Source organism: Luteimonas sp. A649 (assembly GCF_054072735.1).
In genome coordinates, this window is sequence record NZ_JBSVRQ010000001.1 from 234690 (window position 1) to 253121 (window position 18432).

Sequence of the window (18432 nt, forward strand, 5' to 3'; positions counted from 1 at the left end):
CGCATGAGCACCTACACCACCGCAGCCTGGCTGGCCCCGCTCGCACTCGTCCTGCTTGCAGGCTGCGGGCGCCAGGATGAAGGAACGGCCACCCCGAACCCGTCGCCGTCCATTGCAGGAGTGGCGGACACGGCCTTCGTCGCAACGACGCTGCCGGCGCTCGACCCCACCGCGGTCGCGCGCTGTTCCATCGACAAGGTGGACGGGCAGCCGAAGCAGCAGGGACCGCATGCGGCCACCGGCACCACGGTGCTGGTCGAAGGCTGGGTCGCCGACGCCGCGCTGAAGGTTCCGGCCGAGTTCTCCGTGGTGCTCACCGGCACCGGCACCTATGCCGTCCGGAGCGAGGCCAAGGTTGCACGCGAGGACGTCGCTTCGGTGCTGGGATCCCCCGACCTCGCCATGTCAGGCTTCGGAGTCAGCGGCTCGCTGGCGCAGGTGCCCGCGGGCGAATACACCATCGAGCTTCTGGTCGCGCATGGCGACGGCCGCCATTCGCTCTGCGCCACCGGCGCGCGCCTGGCCGTGGATCCGGCGGGCTGAGCGCGACGCCCCGGCTCAGGCCGGGGTCGGACCCCCGTCGCGCCGCGGTGCCGGCGCCGCGGCGGCACCGCCTGCGGAGTACTCGAGGCGCTGCATCCTCAGGTCGATGCGCTCGAGCAGCTTGCGGTTCACCGTGATCATGTCGGCGATCAGCGCGATCATGACCATCAGCGCGCCCAGGATCAGCATCACCGCGCCGAAGATCAGCGACTGCACGTGGCCGCCACCCGAGCCGGTGGCGTAGTAGTACAGGAAGCGGCAGGCCAGCAGCAGGCCGCCCAGCATCAGCGCGAAGCCGGGCAGCATGAAGAACGTCACCGGCCGGTAGATCACGAAGATCCTGAGGATGGTCACCAGCGAGCGGCGCACGTAGCTGGAGATGCTCTTGACCAGCCGCGACGGGCGCAGGTCCTCGTTGGTGCGGATCGGCACCGAGACCACCCGCATGTTGCTCTGCCCCGCCTGGATGATCGTCTCCAGGGTGTAGGTGTAGGGGTTGAAGACGTTGAGGCGCATGGCGGTCTCGCGCGAGATGGCGCGGAATCCGCTGGGCGCGTCGCGGACGTCGGTCATGCTGGCCTGGCGCACCGCCCAGCTGCCGAGGTGCTGGAGCTTCTTCTTGATCCAGGAGAAGTGCTCGGTATCCGCGATCGGGCGCGCACCCACCACCATGTCCGCGCTACCGGCCAGGATCGGCGCGGTGAGCTTGGGGATATCGCGCGCTTCGTACTGGTTGTCGGCATCGGTATTGACGATGACATCGGCACCCAGTGCCAGGCCGGCCTCGAGGCCGGTCATGAACGCCGCCGCCAAGCCCCGGTTCACGGGATGGCGCACCACGTGGTCCACGCCGAGTTCCACGGCGAGCTCGGCGGTGCCGTCGACCGAACCGTCGTCGATCAGCAGCCACTCCACGCTGTCGAATCCAGGCACTTCGCGGGGCAGGGCGCCGATGGCGATCGCCAGCGTGCCTGCTTCGTTGAGGCACGGCATCTGGATGATGAGCTTCATCGTGCGGGAGACCCGGTTCCAAAGGGGCCGATATGGTAGCTGATCACTCGCAACCGGCCGGCGACAGGATGAGATCGCCGCCGCCGGCGGCTTCCACCACCAGCGAGAGCTGGCAGGTGGAGGTGCCGGCGGGCACATCCGGCACTTCGATCTCGAAGCCCGAGGTACCGGCGTTGTCGCTGCCCAGGGCGGCAGCCACGTCGGGTCGCGCCATTCCGGTCGCGAAGCGTCCCAGCGCTTCGCCCCCGGCCATCACCACCAGCGCGTCGACGTCGCACATGCAGCGCGTGTCGAAGGCCCAGCCGCGCAGGCGCGCGCGGTCGCCGGTGATCCCGGCCTCGTCGAGACTGCCCCGCAGCCTGTCCGCAGGAGGCGGTGCCGGTGCCGCGGCTGCCGCCGCCGCGGCCTCGGCGACTGCCCCGACCTGGTCCACCAGGAGGCGCGGCACCGACGCCCAGAAGGCGACGATGGCCGACACGGTGAATGCAACAGCGAGCAGCCGTCGCGGCCGGCGCCGGGTCTCCAGCAGGAAGGCGGGCATCCACAGCCCCGGCAGCAGGAACAGGAAGTAGCGCGGCTGCAGACCGGCCAGGAGACCGGTGGCCCGGTACCCGATGTAGGTCGTGTACCAGTGCACGGCGGCCATCCCGATGATTGCGAGGCCGAATGCATCGGTGGCGCGCGCCACCGCCGGTGCCACGCCACGCCGCGCCGCGCGTGGACGGGCCACAAGCCAGGCCAGGAGGGGCAGCACGAACATCAGCTGGAGCACGTGCTCGCCGGCGGGCGTGAACGGCTTGAACGGCGCGTGCGACATCACCAGGGGCAGGCGGTCGAACATGATCTGCGCGTAGCGCTGCGCGAAGCGCGCCGGAACCATCGGGTCCGCCGGGGGCACGGCATCCGTGTACAGGGTGCCCGGGGCCGGCAGGAACGTGCCGTGCACGAACCAGGCGTAGGCGTACCAGGCCACGCACACCGCGCCCGCCAGGCCCAGCCACGCCACGCAAGCGGCGTGGCGGCGGAGCAGCGCGGGCAACTGCCGCCAGAACGGCGCCAGGCTGGCGGCGACGAACATCACGAGGAACGCGGCCACCGTCGCCTTCGTGAGCATGGTGACTACCAGTCCCGCGGCCATTGCCACGTGCGCACCCCGGCCGGGGCGCCCCGACACGAACTCGCGCGCAGCCCCGAGCAGGAACAGCGGCGGACCCACGGCCGCCAGGGTGTCGTTGTTCACGCTGCCGGCCAGGAACCCGTACATCGGTACCGCCGCCGTGGCCAGCGCCAGCAGCCAGGGCGCGCCGCGGCCCAGGCCCAGTTCGCGGCCGAGCAGCAGCCACAGCGCGAACGCGCACGCCGCGAACACGGCGCTGACCGCGCGCAGGGGCACAAGGTCGGTAAAGGGGTCGAGGCCGGCCATCGCCGCCACTGCGCCAAGGGCGGTGTAGTACAGCGGCGGGTGCGTCAGGTAGTTGGCCTGCGACGAATCGCGGATGCGGCCCTCCGCGTAATCGGGCAGGCCCGCCTGGGCGGCGTCCCGCACGTAAGAGAGGTGCGCCAGCTCATCGGGTGGGATCCCCGGCGGCGTGGCCTGCAGCAGGACCCAGGCCTGCATCAGGATGAACAGCGCGGGCAGGGCCACCCACCAGGCGGGCCAGCGTCCGCCGGACGTGTCGCGGATCGGGTTCATCAGGGTGGTGACTCGGAAACGGAGCGGCAAGGATGCCGGGAAGCCAGGATCAAGTCGAACCGCGGCATTGTCCGAAGGGGCGATGGGGCACCGTCCCGGGCGTGGCTAGAATGTGGTGTCCGGTCACCCCGAGGATCCACCATGGTTGCAGCCAGTTCCCAGCATTCCGCCGGAAAGGTCCGGCCCGACGCGGTCGCCGCCCTGGCGGACATCGTCGCCGACGGGCAGACGCTCGCGGTCGGCGGGTTCGGCCTGTGCGGCATCCCCGAGGCCCTGATCGCGGCCCTGCGCGACTCGGGGGTGTCGGGGCTTACCGTGATTTCCAACAACGCCGGCGTCGACGGCTTCGGACTCGGCCAGCTGCTGGAGACCCGGCAGATCCGCAAGATGATTTCGTCCTACGTGGGCGAGAACAAGGAGTTCGAGCGCCAGTTCCTGGGCGGCGAGCTCGAGCTCGAGTTCAATCCGCAGGGCACCCTGGCCGAGCGCCTGCGCGCCGGCGGCGCCGGGATCCCGGCCTTCTTCACCGCCACCGGCTACGGCACGGTGGTGGCGGAAGGCAAGGAAACCCGCGAATTCGACGGCAAGCATTACGTCATGGAGACCGCGCTGGTCGCCGACGTGGCGCTGGTCAAGGCGTGGAAGGCGGACAAGGCCGGCAACCTGGTCTTCCGCAAGACCGCGCGCAACTTCAACCCGGCCTGCGCCATGGCCGGCAATGTGTGCGTCGTCGAGGTCGAGGAACTGGTGGAGGTGGGCGACATCGAACCCGACCAGGTCCATCTGCCCGGCATCTACGTCGACCGCATCGTGGTCAACGCTTCGCCCGAGAAGCGCATCGAGCAGCGCACCGTGCGCGAAGGAGGCAAGTAATGGCCTGGACCCGCGACCAGATGGCACAGCGCGCCGCGCGTGAGCTTGCCGATGGCATGTACGTCAACCTCGGCATCGGCCTGCCGACGATGGTGGCCAACCACATCCCCGAGGGCGTGGACGTGTGGCTGCAGTCGGAGAACGGCCTGCTGGGCATCGGCCCCTTCCCGACCGAGGACGAACTCGACGCCGACCTGATCAACGCCGGCAAGCAGACCGTGACCGCGCGCGCTGGCGCCAGCTACTTCGGCAGCCACGATTCCTTCGCGATGATCCGCGGCGGCCACATCGACCTGGCCATCCTTGGCGCCATGGAAGTCACCGACAAGGGCGACCTCGCGAACTGGATGGTGCCGGGCAAGATGGTCAAGGGCATGGGCGGTGCGATGGACCTGGTCGCCGGCGTGAAGCGCGTGGTCGTGCTGATGGAGCATTGCACCAAGGGCGGCGAGCCGAAGATCCTGCCCGAGTGCACGCTGCCGCTGACGGGGGTGGGCGTGGTCAGCAGGATCATCACCGACCTGGCGGTGTTCGACGTGACGCCCGGTGGGCTGGTGCTCGTGGAAACCGCCGAGGGCGTGGACGAGGCGCTGCTGCGCGAACGCACGGGCGTCCCCATCACGATCGGCTGAACGGGCCGGCTGCGGCCTGCGGCGGGGACCCGGGCGCCCGTCCCGTGACAGACGAACCCGGCCGCCGCCCGGCGGGACGGAGCACTGCATCGAAGCCCCGGCACGGGTACTCTTGAGGGCCCTGTAGCCCGGATCCGACCCATGACGCGACGTCCGACCCCCTTGTTAGCCACGGCCCTGGCGACCGCCTTGCTGGCCGCGTGCGCTCCCGAATCCTCGACCACTGCGGCCCACCCGGCCAATGCCGCCGCGGCTGCGGCAGCCGGTGGCGTCGTCGATGCCCGGCGGGGCGCCGCCAGCCGGCAGTCCGGCAGTCTCCAGTCGCACCTGGCGGCGGTCCGCACCGCAGATGCGATCGCTGCCCACCCCAACCGCGGCGACCTGGTCGGCTACGACCGCGTGCGCGTGCCCACGCAGCGCGGCGCGCACACCTTCTACCCGGTGCGGGTGAGCGAGGCGCATGCGCTGGAAGCGATCGGCACGGGCACCCTGTTGCTGACCGGTCCCGACGACCGCCGGGTGGCACTGAAGTACGAGCGCCACGTCGAGCACCGCAGCGGCGACTGGAGCTGGATCGGCCGCGACGAGCACGGCGTGGAAGGCATCCTGACGTTCGGCGAGCAGGCCGTGTTCGGGGTGGTGCCCTATGGCGAGGGCGATACCCTCCGCCTGACCACGCAGGCCGGCCAGACCTGGATGGCAACGACGGACCGCAGCGTGCGGTCGCCGCTGCAGCAGCGCATCGATGCCGGACTCACCGGGCCGGACTTCCGTATTCCGCAGCTCACCGATGACGACGACGACGGCATTTCGGCGGCGGCGCTGGTGTCAGCGGCCACGGCCTCCGCGGCAACGCACGGGGTGCGCGCGGAGGGTGCGCCGGCACGGGCGGCCACCGGAGGCACCACGATCGACGTGCTGCTGGGCTACACCGCGGGCTTCGTCTCCATGATGGGCGGGGCGTCGCAGGCGCAGACCCGCCTCAACCACATCATTACCGTGGGCAACCAGACCTTCGTCAACAGCAATGTCGCGGTGAACCTGCGCCTGGTGGGCACGCTGCAGGTCAGCCATCCCGATACCGGCAGCAACAAGACCGCGCTGGAGCAGCTCACCGGCAGCAACGGCCAGTCGAACGTGACGGTCCCGGCCTCGCTGCAGCCGCTGCGCAATGCGCGCGAGACCTACGGCGCAGACCTGGTGGCGCTGGTGCGACGCTTCCGCGACGCCGACCACGAAGGTTGCGGCATCGCGTGGCTGGTCGGTGGCGACCAGGCCCCGATCACGCAGCCCTACGAGAAGTTCGGCTACTCGGTGATCAGCGACTCCAATGGCATGCAGTCCCCGGACAACAGCCATTACTGCCGGGACGAGACCCTGGTGCACGAGCTCGGGCACAACATGGGTTCACAGCACGACAGGGAATCGGCGACGGACGACAACGACCAGCTCGGCTACGGGCGCTATCCGTACTCCTTCGGCTACAAGACCAGCGCGGCGAACGGCAACTTCTACACGGTGATGGCTTATGGCGACACCGGGCAGACCGCCTATCGCATCTTTTCCAACCCGCAGTCGACCTACTGCGGCGGTCGCGCCTGCGGCATCGCCAACGAGGCCGACAACGCGCGCAGCCTGCGCCAGACGGCACCGCTGATCGCAGCCTTCCGGGCCGGTACGTCCGATGGAAACGCGCGTTCGGACTTCAACGGCGACGGCGTCTCCGACCTCCTCTGGCGCAAGTCCAGCAACGGCAGCAACTCGATCTGGCTGGGTGGCAACTCGGCGACGCAGCAATCGATCCTGGCGGTGACGGACAGGAGCTGGCGCGTGGTTGGCGCCGGGGACTTCGACGCCGATGGCCTGACCGACATCGTCTGGCGCCACGACGCCAGCGGCCGCAACACCATCTGGCGTGGAGGCAACGGCAACTCCACCATCAGCGTGACCACGGTGACCAGCCGCTCCTGGCAAGTGGTGGGCGTTGGTGACTTCAACGGCGACGGCCGGGCCGACCTGCTGTGGCGCGACGCAGCGAATGGCCGCAATGCCATCTGGCTTGCGGGCAATTCCGCCACGCAGCAGGCCATCATCGATCTTCCCGACCTCCGTTGGCAGGTCGCCGGCGTGGGTGACGTCGACGGCGACGGCGTGGACGACATTGTCTGGCGCCATGCGCTGGGTGGCCGCAACGTGGTCTGGCGCAGCGGCAACGGCAACTCGACGATCCCGATGTCCACGGTCGCGGATGGCAACTGGCAGGTCGTCGCGGTCGACGACTTCAATGGCGACGGTCGGGCCGACGTGTTCTTCAGGCATATGACCGCCGGCCGCAACGCGCTGTGGCTGAACGCGAACTCGGCCACGCAGCAGGCCATGCCCAACGTCGCCGGCGCCTGGAAGGTCGAAGGCAGCGGTGACTTCAATGGTGATGGCAGGGCCGACCTGGTGTGGCGCAAGATCACCGGCGAGAACACCATCTGGCTGTCGGCGAACCCGAACAACACGCTGTCCCTGGCCACGGTCGCGGACCGGGCCTGGGACATCGTGCCCTGATGCCAGCGCGTTATCCGGCGCCGCCGGGTGACGCGGCTTCGGGGGAAGTGGAACGGGCACGCAGGCGGCGCAGCAATGCGCCGCCTGCGGCGAAATGGATGAGGTCGCCCAACGTGGTGACCGCCCGCAGCAGCGCGATCATCACGACCGCATCGGCGGCCGGCATGACGTCACCCACCAGCGCGAACAGCACGCCCTCGCGGACGCCGAGCCCCGCGGGGGCACCGGGGACCAGCAGGCCGATCACCCACGCGGCCGCGAATGCACCGCACAGCGCGAGGTACGGGAAGCCGACGCCAGGCGCGATCACCGGCGCCATCGTCGTGAAGCCGAGGCCGACGACGAGGAAGCTGCACAGGGCAATGCAGTAGCAGGCGAGCAGGGTGCCGGCATCCGGCGTGATGCCCCTGCCTGGCACCGCGGGAGCGCCGCGAAGCCGCTGTACCCAGGAGACCAGATGCCGCAACAACACCAGGCCGGCGGCTGCGCCCACGGTTGCGGCAAGAAACAGCCACGGGCGCCACGCGGTGGGCAGCCACTGCTCGAGCGCGGGGACCGGCCGCAGGACCAGCAGGACCACGGTGAGATGCGCCGCCGCCAGGGCATTGAGCAGGTTTTCGTACACCACCGAAAGCGACAGGCGGGGAAGGTCGCCGCCCACGGGGCGTGCAACGACCACTCGCCCGACGTGGTGGGCCACGTTTCCCGGAAGATATTTTCCGAACTGCGTGAAGGCGACGATGCCGTAGGCCCACGCCGGCGTGAACGCGACATCGACCGCGCGCAGCAGGCGCCGCCACATCAGGGCGGCGAGCGGCACCGCCAGCAGGTAGGCGGGCAGCATCACCGCAAACGCGGCCGCCATGCGCGCCGGCGACAGCTCGGAAGCGCGCACCGAACCGAACGCCGCCACGGCGTGGCGGAGGAAGTAGGCCCCGGCCAGGATCGCCACGGCGAACCCCAACCAGCGTACTGCCCGCTTCATCGCGCCTTGGCCAGCACCAGGTAGCCGTTGCCGAGTTCGGTGGAGAGGAACGGTCGCTGCGCGAGCTCAGCCATGGCGATGGCGGTCTTCCCCAGCGGGTTGTTGATCAGCGGGAACCACTTCATCACGTGCCCGCGCTCGATGCCGCTCCGGTGCGAGTTGGCCTGCTTGCCCTCGACCGTGTCGTCGTCGCCCGGATTCACGGCGCGCGCATAGCGCCCGGCGGTGAGCTTTTCGGACACGGTGGCCAGTGGGAACCCGTAGCATTCGATGACCTCCGGTTCGAAGCCGGCATCGCGCAGGAGTGCCGCAAGCGCGTCGCGCTCGTATCTCCGGAAATGGCCCGCCCAGACGTCCGACGGATTCCACTTGGCCATGTGCGCGGGGACCGACAGCAGCAGCGTGCCGCCGGCCGGCATCCAGGAACGCCAGACGTCCAATGCCTGCCGGTCGTGCTCGATGTGTTCCAGCACCTCGAAGGCCATCAGCAGCGGGAACCGCCCTTCCCAGTCCGATTCGGGGGCGTCCACGATCGGGATGTCGATGCCGGCATCGGCGGCCAGGCGTTGTGCCAGCGCGCGCGCCTCGGGCGAGCTCTCGAGCGCGGTGCAGCGGAATCCGCGCGCGGTCAGCTCGTGCAGAAGCACCGCGGCACCGCAGCCGATCTCCAGCGTTTCACAGGGGGCGATTCCCGCCAGCTGCCGCAGGATACGTGCACGGCGGAGCAGGTAGCGCGGGGCGGGGACCCAACCCGCTTCGGGAGCCGCCGGGCCAAGGTTTCCGTATGTCTTCATTGCATTTCCAGATCGCTGTGCGCCGTGGAGGGGGGCGACGCCAGTCTACTTGCTGGCAGGCCCGGCCCGTAGCAGCGCGAGGAGTTGCGCGCCGATCGCCGGCGGGTGCGTCGCACCCGCGATGGCGGCACGGGCCGGGTCGGCCGCTGGAGGCATCGCATGCCAGTCCGCGACCGCGGCCGCGAGCGCTGCTGCGTCGTGGGGCGGGATCAGCCGGACGTCGTCGAGATGCGCCACGGGAAGTTCCCGGACCGCCAGTGAGTCGCGGCTGATGAGCGGCCTGCCGGCGGCAAGGATCTGGAAGACCTTGTTGGGGATCACGCTGGCCGCCTTGTCCGACGAGCCGAAGATGCCCAGGCAAATATCCGCGGCGTCGATCGCAGTCACCAGTTCTGCATAGGGAATCCAGTCGTCCCACTCCAACCGTTCCAGCGGCTGCTCTTCAAGCATGGCGCGGATGTGGCCGGATTCCTGCCCGCGGCCGACGATTCGCCACTGCACGGGCTCGTCGCGCAGGATCCGCGCGGCCTCGATGATCGTGGGAATGCCGTGGAGCGGGATGAACTGCCCGTAGAAGAGGACGCGGGTGGGCGCGTCGGCTCGTGGGGCCGGCGCGGGGGTGGCATCCGCCTTGCCCAGGAATCCCTGTTCCACGCCCACCCAGACATGGCCGCAACGCCCCTGCGCCAGCCCGAACAGCCGCTCCATGCGTCGTGCGTGCGTCGCGGTGTCCATGAACGGCGCATCCGCGAGTCTTACCGCCAGCCATTCGATGGCATGGACCAGCCATGCCAGCGGATGCCTGGGCGTCACCAGCCGTCGGTCCAACACGATGGTGTCGTAGGCCGACAGGAACCAGTCCATGGCGATGGGCGTACCGCGCAGCCAGGCCAGCAGGCGGATGACGAAGATGTCCGGCATTGCCGGGTACCCGAGCAGGACCCAGTCGTGGGCTGGCGCTCGCATATAGCCCCAGGCGAGCTTCGGATAGGCAAGCAGCACGCTCGCCAGCAATCCGAGCCAGCGGCCGATGCCCTTGACCTGGCTCTTGTCCTCGATTCCGCGCCACGGATTGGCGCGGACCTCGATCACTTCGACACCCTGCGCGCGCAGCCCTTCGATCAGGATGCGCACGCGCGGCTTGCCCGTATCGCACGTCCCCCAGAGCACCACCCGGCGGATGCCGGGCGCCGCGTGCGGGGATTCGCTCAAAGCGCGGCTTCCAGCTCCTGCAGCACCTGGAACAGGTCGCCCACCAGGCCGATGTCGGCGATCTCGAAGATCGCGGCATCCGCGTCCTTGTTGATGGCAACGATGGTGCCCGCATCCTTGATGCCGGTCAGGTGCTGGATCGCGCCGCTGATGCCGATCGCGACGTAGAGCTCCGGCGCGATGATCTTGCCGGTCTGGCCGACCTGCATCTCGTTGGGGCAGTAGCCGGCGTCGACCGCGGCACGCGAGGCGCCCACGGCGGCGCCGAGCTTGTCGGCAAACTTGTAGATGACGTCGAAGTTCTCCTTCGACCCCACGCCGCGTCCGCCGGAGACCACGCGCTTCGCGCCCTGCAGGTCGGGGCGGTCGGAGCTGCCTGCGGCCAGGCCGATGTAGCGGGTGTGGGCCGGCACGTCGGCTTCGACGCTGGCGGCTTCAACCGCGGCGCTGCCGCCCTTGCCGGCTTCCTTCCACGACGCGGTGCGCACGGTGGCGACCACGGTCTGGCCCGCCGGTGCCTCGACGGTGACGATGGCGTTGCCGGCGTAGATCGGGCGCTTGAACGTGTGCTCGCCCTCGACCGACATCAGGTCCGAGACCTGCGGCGCGTCGAGCAGCGCGGCCACGCACGGCATCAGGTCCTTGCCGAAGGTGGAGCTGGGGCCGAACACGTGGCTGTAGCCTTCCGCGAGCTTCGCCACCTGCGGCGCCAGCACCTGCGCGATCGGGTTGGCGTTGGCGTCATTGGCCACGGTGAGCACGCGGGAGACGCCGGCGATCTGCGCGGCTTCGGCGGCCACGGCGGCGGGGTCGGCCGCGAGCACCACCACATCGATGGCTTCCGGCGACAGCGCCTGCGCGGCGGTGACGCACTTGGCGGTGGAGCCGTTGAGCTTGCCGTCCAGGTGTTCGGCGACGATCAGTACCTTGGCCATCAGAGCAGCCCCTTGTCCTTGAGTGCGGCAACGAGCTCGGCCGCGTCCTTCACCATCACGCCCTTGCTGCGCTTTGCCGGCGCGGCATGGTGCGTGGTCTTGAGGCCGGCACCGGCTTCGACGCCGAGGTCGGCCCAGGCAATGGATTCCATCGGCTTGGATTTGGCCTTCATGATGTCGGGCAGCTTGATGAAGCGCGGCTCGTTGAGGCGCAGGTCGGTGGTGACCACGGCCGGCAGGTCGACTTCGAGCGTTTCCAGGCCGGCGTCGACTTCGCGGGTGACGGTGGCCTTGCCGTCGGCGACCTCGAGCCTGCTGGCGAAGGTCGCCTGCGGGCGGCCCCAGATCGTGGCCAGCATCTGGCCGGTCTGGTTGGCGTCGTCGTCGATCGCCTGCTTGCCCAGGATGACCAGGTCGGGCGACTCCTTCTCCACCAGCTTCAGCAGCGCGCGCGCCGCGGCCAGCGGCTGCACCTCCTGGCCTGCCTCCGTGACCACGTGGATGGCGCGGTTCGCGCCCATGGCCAGGCCGTTGCGCAGGTGCGCCTGGGCGTCGGCGGGGGCGATGGTGGCGACGATGACTTCGGTGGCGATGCCCTTGTCGCGCAGGCGAAGGGCCTCTTCCAGCGCGATCTCATCGAAGGGATTGGCCGAGAGCTTGACGCCATCGGTGACCACGCCGGAGCCGTCCGGCTTGACCTGGATGCGGACGTTGTAGTCCACCACTCGCTTGTAGCCGACGAGGATCTTCATCGTTGCGGTGCGTCCTTGGGGGTAGGGCGGAAACCCCCGATTTTAGCTGGCGCGGGCTCCCCATGCGAGCCGGGCCGCGGGAACGCCGCGCCCGCGGCGAGGGAACGCTGTTAAGGTTGGCGCGCGGCCCAGGCCCCTCGCGGGGCCGGGGCCGCTGCCCATGGCCCCTGTCACCGTCCTCCATGACCCCATCCCCGGATGTTCCCGTGCGTTCCCCGGCCTGGCCCCGCTGGCTGATGTGGGCGCTGGTCGCGCTGGCGACCGCCAACGTGCTCGCGTTCGCGCGCACGGTGGCCAACCCGATGATCATGGCCGACAACTGGATCTTCGTGGACACGTTCCTGCGCCACGTGATCGATGGCGGCGGCGATATCGGCGATTTCCTGGTCAAGCGCACCGGGTTCGACCATGGGCTGCCGCACTACAAGTTGATGATGCTGCTCAATGCCTGGTGGTTCGATCTCGACTTCGTGTACGAGTCGATCGCCGGTGCGGTGTTCGCCTTCCTCGGCTGGGGGGTGCTGTGCCGCGCGGCGCTGTCGGATGCGCCGGCCTCTGCGCGGCCGCCCGCCCTGTACCTGGTGCTCGCGGCGATGGCCGCGGTGCAGCTGTCGCTCAATGCCTTCTACACCTGGCTCTACTCGATGGTGGCCCTGGGCTTCCTCGACTACCTGCTGGCCTTCCTCGCGTTCGCGGGCGCATGGACGGCGCTGCAGGGCGGGCGCCGCTGGCCGTTCGTCGCCTGGATCGCGCTCTATGCGTTCTGTGCGGACACGTCGGCCACGATCACCGGGCTGGCGCTGTCGATGGCGCTGGTGTTCGCGGGCTGGAAACTCGGACAGCTGCGCCGCGCCTTCGCGCTGGTCGCGGTGGTGGTCGCGGCGCTGGTCGCGTCGCGGATCGTCTATGCGGCCTTCGGCGAAATCCGCGGCGAGACGCTGGCGGTGTTCGATGCGTCGTTCGGCGAACGCGTTGCGGGCCTGGCGGGACAGGGACTCGAAGCCTGGCGCTGGGCGATCAGCCCGATCGCATCCGGCGTCGCCTGGCGCAATGCCTTGAGGTGGGCCTTCGGCGACCAGTGGCAGGCAGCGCAGGTGGTGCTCGGCCTGCTGTTGCTGGTCGCGCACGGCTGGTTCTGGTGGCGCGCGCTGCGCGACCGCCCGCGTGCCGCGAGCTTCGTCGCGATCTGCCTGATGCTGCTGTTCTACGGCTACATCGCCGGCGTGCTGTACGGGCGCGTGTTCGTCCGGGGCGCGGCGTACTTCGACCAGGGACGCTACGTCAGCCTGTACCAGATGGGCGTGCTGGCGCTGCTGATGATGGTGGCGGCGCGCCTGACCGACCGTCCGCGCGCACCGCGGTTGCAGCCCGTCGCGATCCTGGCCGCGACCGCGCTGCTGCTGGTGCAGGTGCCGCTGTCGCTGCACTCGTGGTCGCAGCTGACCGGCATCCACAACTATTTCCTGGTGATGGCCACGCAGTACGGGGAAGTCGCGCGCAATCCCGCACCGGACAGGGACTGCGTCGACCAGCTCACGGTCTGCGGGCTTGGACCGGACCTGCGCCTGCGGGCCCTGGACATGCTCTGGCGACACCAGCTGGGCGTGTTCTCGCCGCGCTTCGCCATACGCCACCCGGAACTCGCGGCCGCGGCCGGTCCGCTGCCACCACCACCGCCGCCCGGGGACTAGTCCAGGGCGAGCAGCGCGCGGTCCGCGGCCTCGAGCACGCGCGGCAGGTGTCCTTCCAGCCCGATCCACAGGGGCAGGCGCAACAATCCATCACCGGCGGTATCGGTCACCGGCAGTTCCCCGTGGCTGCGGCCGAAGCGGCGGCCCGCGGGCGAGGAATGCAGCGGCACGTAGTGGAACACCGCGTTGACCCCGTCCTCGCGCAGCGCATCGATCATCGCCGTGCGCGCCGCGAGCGAGGGCAGCAGCAGCCAATACATGTGTCCGTTGTGCTCGCAACCCTCGGGCACGTGCGGTCGGCGGATGCGCCCGGCGCGCGCGTGCGGCTCCGCCCAGGCGTGGTAGGTGTTCCAGATCGCGAGTCGGCGCCGGGTGAGCGTTTCGGCCTCGTCGAGCTGGGCCGCAAGGAACGCGGCGGTGAGCTCGCCCGGCAGGTAGGACGACCCCCGCGACACCCAGGTGTACTTGTCGACCTGGCCGCGGAAGAAGCGGCTGCGATCGGTGCCTTTCTCGCGCACGATCTCGGCACGCTCGATCAGCGCGGGATCATTGACCAGCAGCGCACCGCCTTCGCCGCAGATCACGTTCTTGGTCTCGTGGAAGCTGAGCGCGCCGAGATCGCCGAGATTGCCGGCCGGCCGGCCGCGGTAGCGCGACATGATGGCCTGCGCCGCGTCCTCGATCACCACCAGGCCATGGCGCCGTGCGATGTCCTGGATGACGTCCATCTCGCAGGGCACGCCCGCGTAGTGCACCACGCAGATCGCGCGGGTGCGCGGGGTGATCGCCGCTTCGATCAGCCGTTCGTCGATGTTGAGCGTGTCCGGGCGGACGTCGACGAACACCGGTATGCCGCCGCGGAGCACGAAGGCATTGGCGGTGGACACGAAGGTGTAGGAGGGCAGGATGACCTCGTCACCCTCGCCGAAGTCCGACAGTATCGCCGCCATCTCCAGCGCCGCGGTGCACGAGTGGGTGAGGAGGGCACAGGGACTGCCGGTCATCGCACGCAGCACGTCGTGGCAGCGCCGGGTGAAGGGGCCGTCGCCGGACAGGTGCATGTTGAGATGCGCCTGGCGGATGTTGTCGATCTCGGCGCCGGTCATCCAGGGCTGGTTGAACGGGATCATCGCGCCTCCTGCCTGCGCGCGAGCACGAGCCGGCTGCCACCGACGGGGAACCGCAGGCCCAGTGCGATGGCGCGGCGCTCCAGCGCCATCACCGCGCCCAGGGCGCGGCCGAGGAGGCGCGGCGGCGCCAGCTCGGCCTGGTTGTCGCCGGCGGCATCCGCGCCGGCGAGGCGACGCGAGAGCCACATCGCCGGCAGCAGGAGACTGGTGAACGAGGTGCTGTCGATGATCCGGAAGCCGGCGGCACGCAGCTTGGCTTCCAGCTCGCCGCGGCGGTAGCGGCGGACGTGCCCGCCGACGTCGTCCTCGGCGCTCCACAGCCACCGGTGCTGCGGCACGGTGAGGATCACGCCGCCACCGGGGCGCAGGGCGCGATGGAACCGCGCCAGCACCGCTTCGTCCTCTTCGATGTGTTCGAGCACGTCGAAGGCTCCGATGACGTCGAACGCGGCCTCGAACGGCAGCGCGCGCGCGTCGAGCTGCAGCATGCGCGCGCGTGGCACCCGGGGCACCGCGTGGGCGAGGCCCGAGGCCAGCACCTCGCTTGCCGTGAGTGCCATCGCCGGGAACGCCTTGGCGATCGCGGACAGTACGAACCCGGTGCCGGCGCCCACCTCGAGATAGTCCCGGGCCCCGGCAAACACGGCGCGGAAGCGATCGACGATGAGCCGGTTGCGGGCCTCGAACCAGAAGTGCCCCGCTTCGTTCGCGGCAAGGCTCGCGATCGCACGGTCATCGAAGCCTTCGACCTCGGCGGCCAGCGCGGGGGCGAGCAGCGGTACGCCGTCCTGCACCGTCGGCCGGTAAGCGCAGTGGGGGCAGTTGAAGTCGGCGTCCGCGTGTCCGGCGCCGCAGGCCGGACACAGGATCACCAGCGGCTCCCGACCACCAGTCCGGCCATGATCAATCCCACCCCGACCACGCGACCGGTGCTGAGCGGCTCGGAAAATACCAGCGCGCCACCGAACACCACGCACGCGAACACCAGTGCGGTCAGCGGATAGGCTTCGCTGAGCGGCAGCCGCGTCATCGCCAGGATCCAGGTCAGCGAAGCGCCAAAGGCCGCGACGAACGCGCTGATCACCCAGGGGTTGAGCAGCAGCCGGAACACGAAGCAGGCGCGGGCGGCGGTGCCGTCCGGCAGCGGGCCGGCCAGATTGACCTGCCACTTGATCACGAACTGGCCGTAGACGGTCATCGCGATCGTCAACAGCACGCAGACCCAGGCCATGCCCCTGGTCATCGCTGGCCTCAGTCCGGCCGCGGTGCACGGGTCACGGCGACTTCCTCACCAGGATGGTGAAGTCGTACAGCTCGTAGTCGTGCAGCAGCGCCACGTTGCGCGAGTAGCGGCGCTTGCAGAGATCGAACAGCACGCAGGGGTCGGCGTAGAAGAGCTCGTCGCGCATCTTGTCGGCGTCGGAATAGATCGTCAGCGAGTTGAACGCGAAGCCGTGGCGGCTGTTGCGATCCAGGCCGTCGAGGACCGATTCGACATAGGCCAGCCATTCCTCGTCGCTGCGGCCGACGCGCAGGCTGAAGATGCCGCTGGCGATGCTGTAGTCCGCCGGCTGCAGTTCACTGGACAGCACGAAGCGCGCGCGGTCGTCGCTGGCGTGGCGCGCGCCTGCCGCCTCGATCATGGCGTCGGAGACGTCGTAGCCGGCGTAGTCGAACGCGCCGTGGCGCGGACGCAGGTAGTCGAGCAGCGCGCCATAGCCGCAACCGAGGTCGTTGAGCGAAAACCCGGTGTCGTGGCGGATGATCTTCGCCAACTGTTCGAAGCGGGTCGCCTGGGCCGGCTCGCCGTTCCAGCCGGCACCCCTGGGGTTGACGCCGTGTTCGGCGAGCTTCTCGCTGTGGAAGCTCGCCAGGTCGGCATGGATGGTGTCAAGGTCAGCGGCCATCGCCCTGCGCTCCGTGGATGCGACGTACGATGGTATAGGGCCGCCGTTTGATCTCCAAGAACATCTTCGACAGGTAGATGCCGATGATGCCGAGGAACAGGATCATGAGTCCGCCAAGAAGCCAGATCGAAGCCATCACCGAGGTCCAGCCGCTGAGCGGCGCGGCGACGAACAGCTTCAGCAGCAGCAGATAGGCGATGTTGGCCGCGGCGCCCAGCGAGATCGCAAGCCCGGTGTAGAAGATCGCCACCAGCGGCTTGCTGCTGAACGACGTCACCGAGTTCACCAGCAGCGAGACCTTGCGCGCGAGGGTGTAGGTGGTGGCGCTGGTGGCGTGCTTGTCGACGACCTGCGGGCGCTGGTCGAAGCCGGTGATCACCTGCAGGCCGCCGATGTCGAGCTCGCGTTCGTCGTGGCTGACCAGCGCCTGCACGTAGGCGCGCGACATCAGTCGCGCGGTCACCACGTTTTCGGGCAGGTCGATGCCGGTAAGGGCGTGGAAGTAGCGGTAGAACAGCCGCCCGCTGGCGCGCTCGAGGAAACCGCCCTTGCGCGAACGCTGCACGCCGTAGACCACGTCGCAGCCGTCGCGGTCGTACTGCTTCGCGAAGGCCTGGAGCCATTCGGGATCTTCCTCGAGGTCGCTGTCGATCAGGAACACCCGCTCGCCGCGCGCATGCGCCATGCCGGTCATCATCGCCTTGTGGTGGCCGAAGTTGCGCGACAGGTCGACCACGGTCAGCCGCGGCTCGCGTTCGCACCAGGCCACCGCGCGCGCCAGGCTGTCATCCGGCGAGCCATCGTTGACGAGCACGATCTCGTAATCGTCACCCGCGACCGCACGCGCGGCGGCGGCGGCGCGGGCCAGGAACTCGTCGATATAGGCGGCCGACTGGTACAGGGTGGCCACGACCGACAGCCGCGGCGACGAAGCGGCGGCGCGGGCCTGGTCCGGAAAGGTTGTCGGTTGGGCGTTCACGGCGATATCCCCGGTGTGTCCACGATCAGGCGATGCGCCGGTTGGGCGCGGTGCTCTTCAGCGCCGGGCGCGCGTCGCCGCCGAGGTTGAACAGCAGGTCGAGGATGGTCACTTCGCCCAGGAAGGCGCCGTGCAGCTGCGGATAGTCTACATATTCGTAGGACTTGGCCTCGAGCCCGATGCCGGCATCGCGGAAGGCGTCGGCGGGCGTGTAGTCCAGCGCCGTCGGGCCGGTCAGGTAGTCGGTGGCGCCGAGCTCGCGCAGCATGTCCAGCGGCCGCGTCGACCTGTCGCCGGTGACGCCGACCTCGCGCGACATCATCGTGCGGGTCGTGATGCCCAGCGCCGCCATCGCCCACTGGCAGGCGCGGACATTGAGCTCGGAAATCGTTCCCGGGCGGCTGCGCAGGATGTCGAAGAAGCCGCCGGAAAGCTGCTCGAAGTGGGGCGCTTTCGCATAGGCCAGTTCGAGGCTGCGCACGTGCTTGTCGATCCAGCGGCTGTCGTAGGCGATGCGTGCCGCTTCGATGGTGGTATCGCGGTCGTGCAGCACCGGCACTGACAGCCACGCCGGACCGTTGGCGGTCTTGATCCGGTTGCGGTTGCGCCAGCCCTTGTGCGTGTACTGCACGTCGTCATAGAAAACGAACAGGTCGCAGTCGTCGATGAAGTCGAAATATCCGCGCCACGGGATGTAGTTCGACTGGATCATGCCGACGCGCATGTGTCCTCCGCGGCA

At 69.4% G+C, this 18432-nt stretch carries 18 protein-coding genes; 5 read left to right on the forward strand and 13 right to left on the reverse strand.

Annotated elements, in window-relative coordinates:
• Positions 1-3 precede the first annotated feature (3 nt).
• Entirely contained in the window at positions 4-543 is a 540-nt protein-coding gene (locus tag ACW5E8_RS01120) for a hypothetical protein (RefSeq protein WP_456963667.1), read from the forward strand.
• A 15-nt stretch (positions 544-558) separates the two neighbouring features.
• Here ACW5E8_RS01120 and ACW5E8_RS01125 read toward each other — a convergent pair whose 3' ends face one another.
• Positions 559-1554, reverse strand: coding sequence for a glycosyltransferase family 2 protein (locus tag ACW5E8_RS01125; RefSeq protein ID WP_456963668.1), 996 nt, complete (start codon positions 1552-1554; stop codon positions 559-561).
• A gap of 43 nt (positions 1555-1597) precedes the next feature.
• Entirely contained in the window at positions 1598-3247 is a 1650-nt protein-coding gene (locus tag ACW5E8_RS01130; RefSeq protein WP_456963669.1) for a DUF2142 domain-containing protein, read from the reverse strand.
• Between the two features lie 141 nt (positions 3248-3388).
• Between ACW5E8_RS01130 and ACW5E8_RS01135 the strand changes: the two genes are divergently transcribed.
• From ACW5E8_RS01135 to ACW5E8_RS01145, 3 genes are all read left to right on the forward strand, one after another.
• On the forward strand, positions 3389-4120 hold the full coding sequence (locus ACW5E8_RS01135; protein ID WP_456963670.1) for a CoA transferase subunit A: 732 nt from the start codon (positions 3389-3391) through the stop codon (positions 4118-4120).
• Complete coding sequence (locus tag ACW5E8_RS01140; protein ID WP_456963671.1) at positions 4120-4752, forward strand: CoA transferase subunit B; 633 nt, start codon at positions 4120-4122, stop codon at positions 4750-4752. The genes ACW5E8_RS01135 and ACW5E8_RS01140 overlap by 1 nt, the downstream gene beginning before the upstream one ends.
• A gap of 141 nt (positions 4753-4893) precedes the next feature.
• Positions 4894-7308, forward strand: a complete 2415-nt coding sequence (locus ACW5E8_RS01145; RefSeq protein WP_456963672.1) for an FG-GAP-like repeat-containing protein — start codon at positions 4894-4896, stop codon at positions 7306-7308.
• Between the two features lie 10 nt (positions 7309-7318).
• Here the strand turns inward: ACW5E8_RS01145 and ACW5E8_RS01150 are convergent, their stop codons facing one another.
• From ACW5E8_RS01150 to ACW5E8_RS01170, 5 genes are read right to left on the reverse strand one after another with little or no spacing between them, the layout of a single operon-like run.
• Positions 7319-8293 (reverse strand): lysylphosphatidylglycerol synthase domain-containing protein, encoded by a 975-nt coding sequence (locus ACW5E8_RS01150; protein WP_456963673.1) that lies wholly within the window; start codon positions 8291-8293, stop codon positions 7319-7321.
• Positions 8290-9087, reverse strand: coding sequence for a class I SAM-dependent methyltransferase (locus ACW5E8_RS01155; protein WP_456963674.1), 798 nt, complete (start codon positions 9085-9087; stop codon positions 8290-8292). Before ACW5E8_RS01155 ends, ACW5E8_RS01150 begins: the two co-directional genes overlap by 4 nt.
• Before the next feature lie 45 nt (positions 9088-9132).
• Complete coding sequence (locus tag ACW5E8_RS01160; protein WP_456963675.1) at positions 9133-10299, reverse strand: glycosyltransferase; 1167 nt, start codon at positions 10297-10299, stop codon at positions 9133-9135.
• Complete coding sequence (locus ACW5E8_RS01165; protein ID WP_456963676.1) at positions 10296-11234, reverse strand: electron transfer flavoprotein subunit alpha/FixB family protein; 939 nt, start codon at positions 11232-11234, stop codon at positions 10296-10298. Before ACW5E8_RS01165 ends, ACW5E8_RS01160 begins: the two co-directional genes overlap by 4 nt.
• On the reverse strand, positions 11234-11986 hold the full coding sequence (locus ACW5E8_RS01170; RefSeq protein ID WP_456963677.1) for an electron transfer flavoprotein subunit beta/FixA family protein: 753 nt from the start codon (positions 11984-11986) through the stop codon (positions 11234-11236). Before ACW5E8_RS01170 ends, ACW5E8_RS01165 begins: the two co-directional genes overlap by 1 nt.
• A 206-nt stretch (positions 11987-12192) precedes the next feature.
• Here ACW5E8_RS01170 and ACW5E8_RS01175 point away from each other — a divergent pair, with 206 nt between their 5' ends.
• A complete protein-coding gene (locus ACW5E8_RS01175; protein WP_456963678.1) occupies positions 12193-13677 on the forward strand; it encodes a hypothetical protein in 1485 nt (494 codons plus the stop codon).
• On the opposite strand, the gene rffA is transcribed toward ACW5E8_RS01175, so the two are convergent.
• The 6 genes from rffA to ACW5E8_RS01205 are packed head-to-tail and all read right to left on the reverse strand — an operon-like array spanning position 13674 to position 18417.
• Positions 13674-14807 (reverse strand): dTDP-4-amino-4,6-dideoxygalactose transaminase, encoded by a 1134-nt coding sequence (rffA, locus tag ACW5E8_RS01180; RefSeq protein WP_456963679.1) that lies wholly within the window; start codon positions 14805-14807, stop codon positions 13674-13676. The two genes, ACW5E8_RS01175 and rffA, sit on opposite strands and share 4 nt — an antisense overlap.
• Positions 14804-15679, reverse strand: coding sequence for a class I SAM-dependent methyltransferase (locus ACW5E8_RS01185; RefSeq protein WP_456963680.1), 876 nt, complete (start codon positions 15677-15679; stop codon positions 14804-14806). Before ACW5E8_RS01185 ends, rffA begins: the two co-directional genes overlap by 4 nt.
• Entirely contained in the window at positions 15676-16050 is a 375-nt protein-coding gene (locus tag ACW5E8_RS01190; RefSeq protein ID WP_456963681.1) for a hypothetical protein, read from the reverse strand. Before ACW5E8_RS01190 ends, ACW5E8_RS01185 begins: the two co-directional genes overlap by 4 nt.
• 31 nt (positions 16051-16081) lie before the next feature.
• Positions 16082-16714, reverse strand: coding sequence for a class I SAM-dependent methyltransferase (locus tag ACW5E8_RS01195; protein WP_456963682.1), 633 nt, complete (start codon positions 16712-16714; stop codon positions 16082-16084).
• Complete coding sequence (locus ACW5E8_RS01200; protein WP_456963683.1) at positions 16704-17693, reverse strand: glycosyltransferase family 2 protein; 990 nt, start codon at positions 17691-17693, stop codon at positions 16704-16706. The genes ACW5E8_RS01195 and ACW5E8_RS01200 overlap by 11 nt, the downstream gene beginning before the upstream one ends.
• Positions 17694-17718: 25 nt before the next feature.
• Entirely contained in the window at positions 17719-18417 is a 699-nt protein-coding gene (locus ACW5E8_RS01205; protein WP_456963684.1) for a WbqC family protein, read from the reverse strand.
• Between the last annotated feature and the right edge of the window lie 15 nt (positions 18418-18432).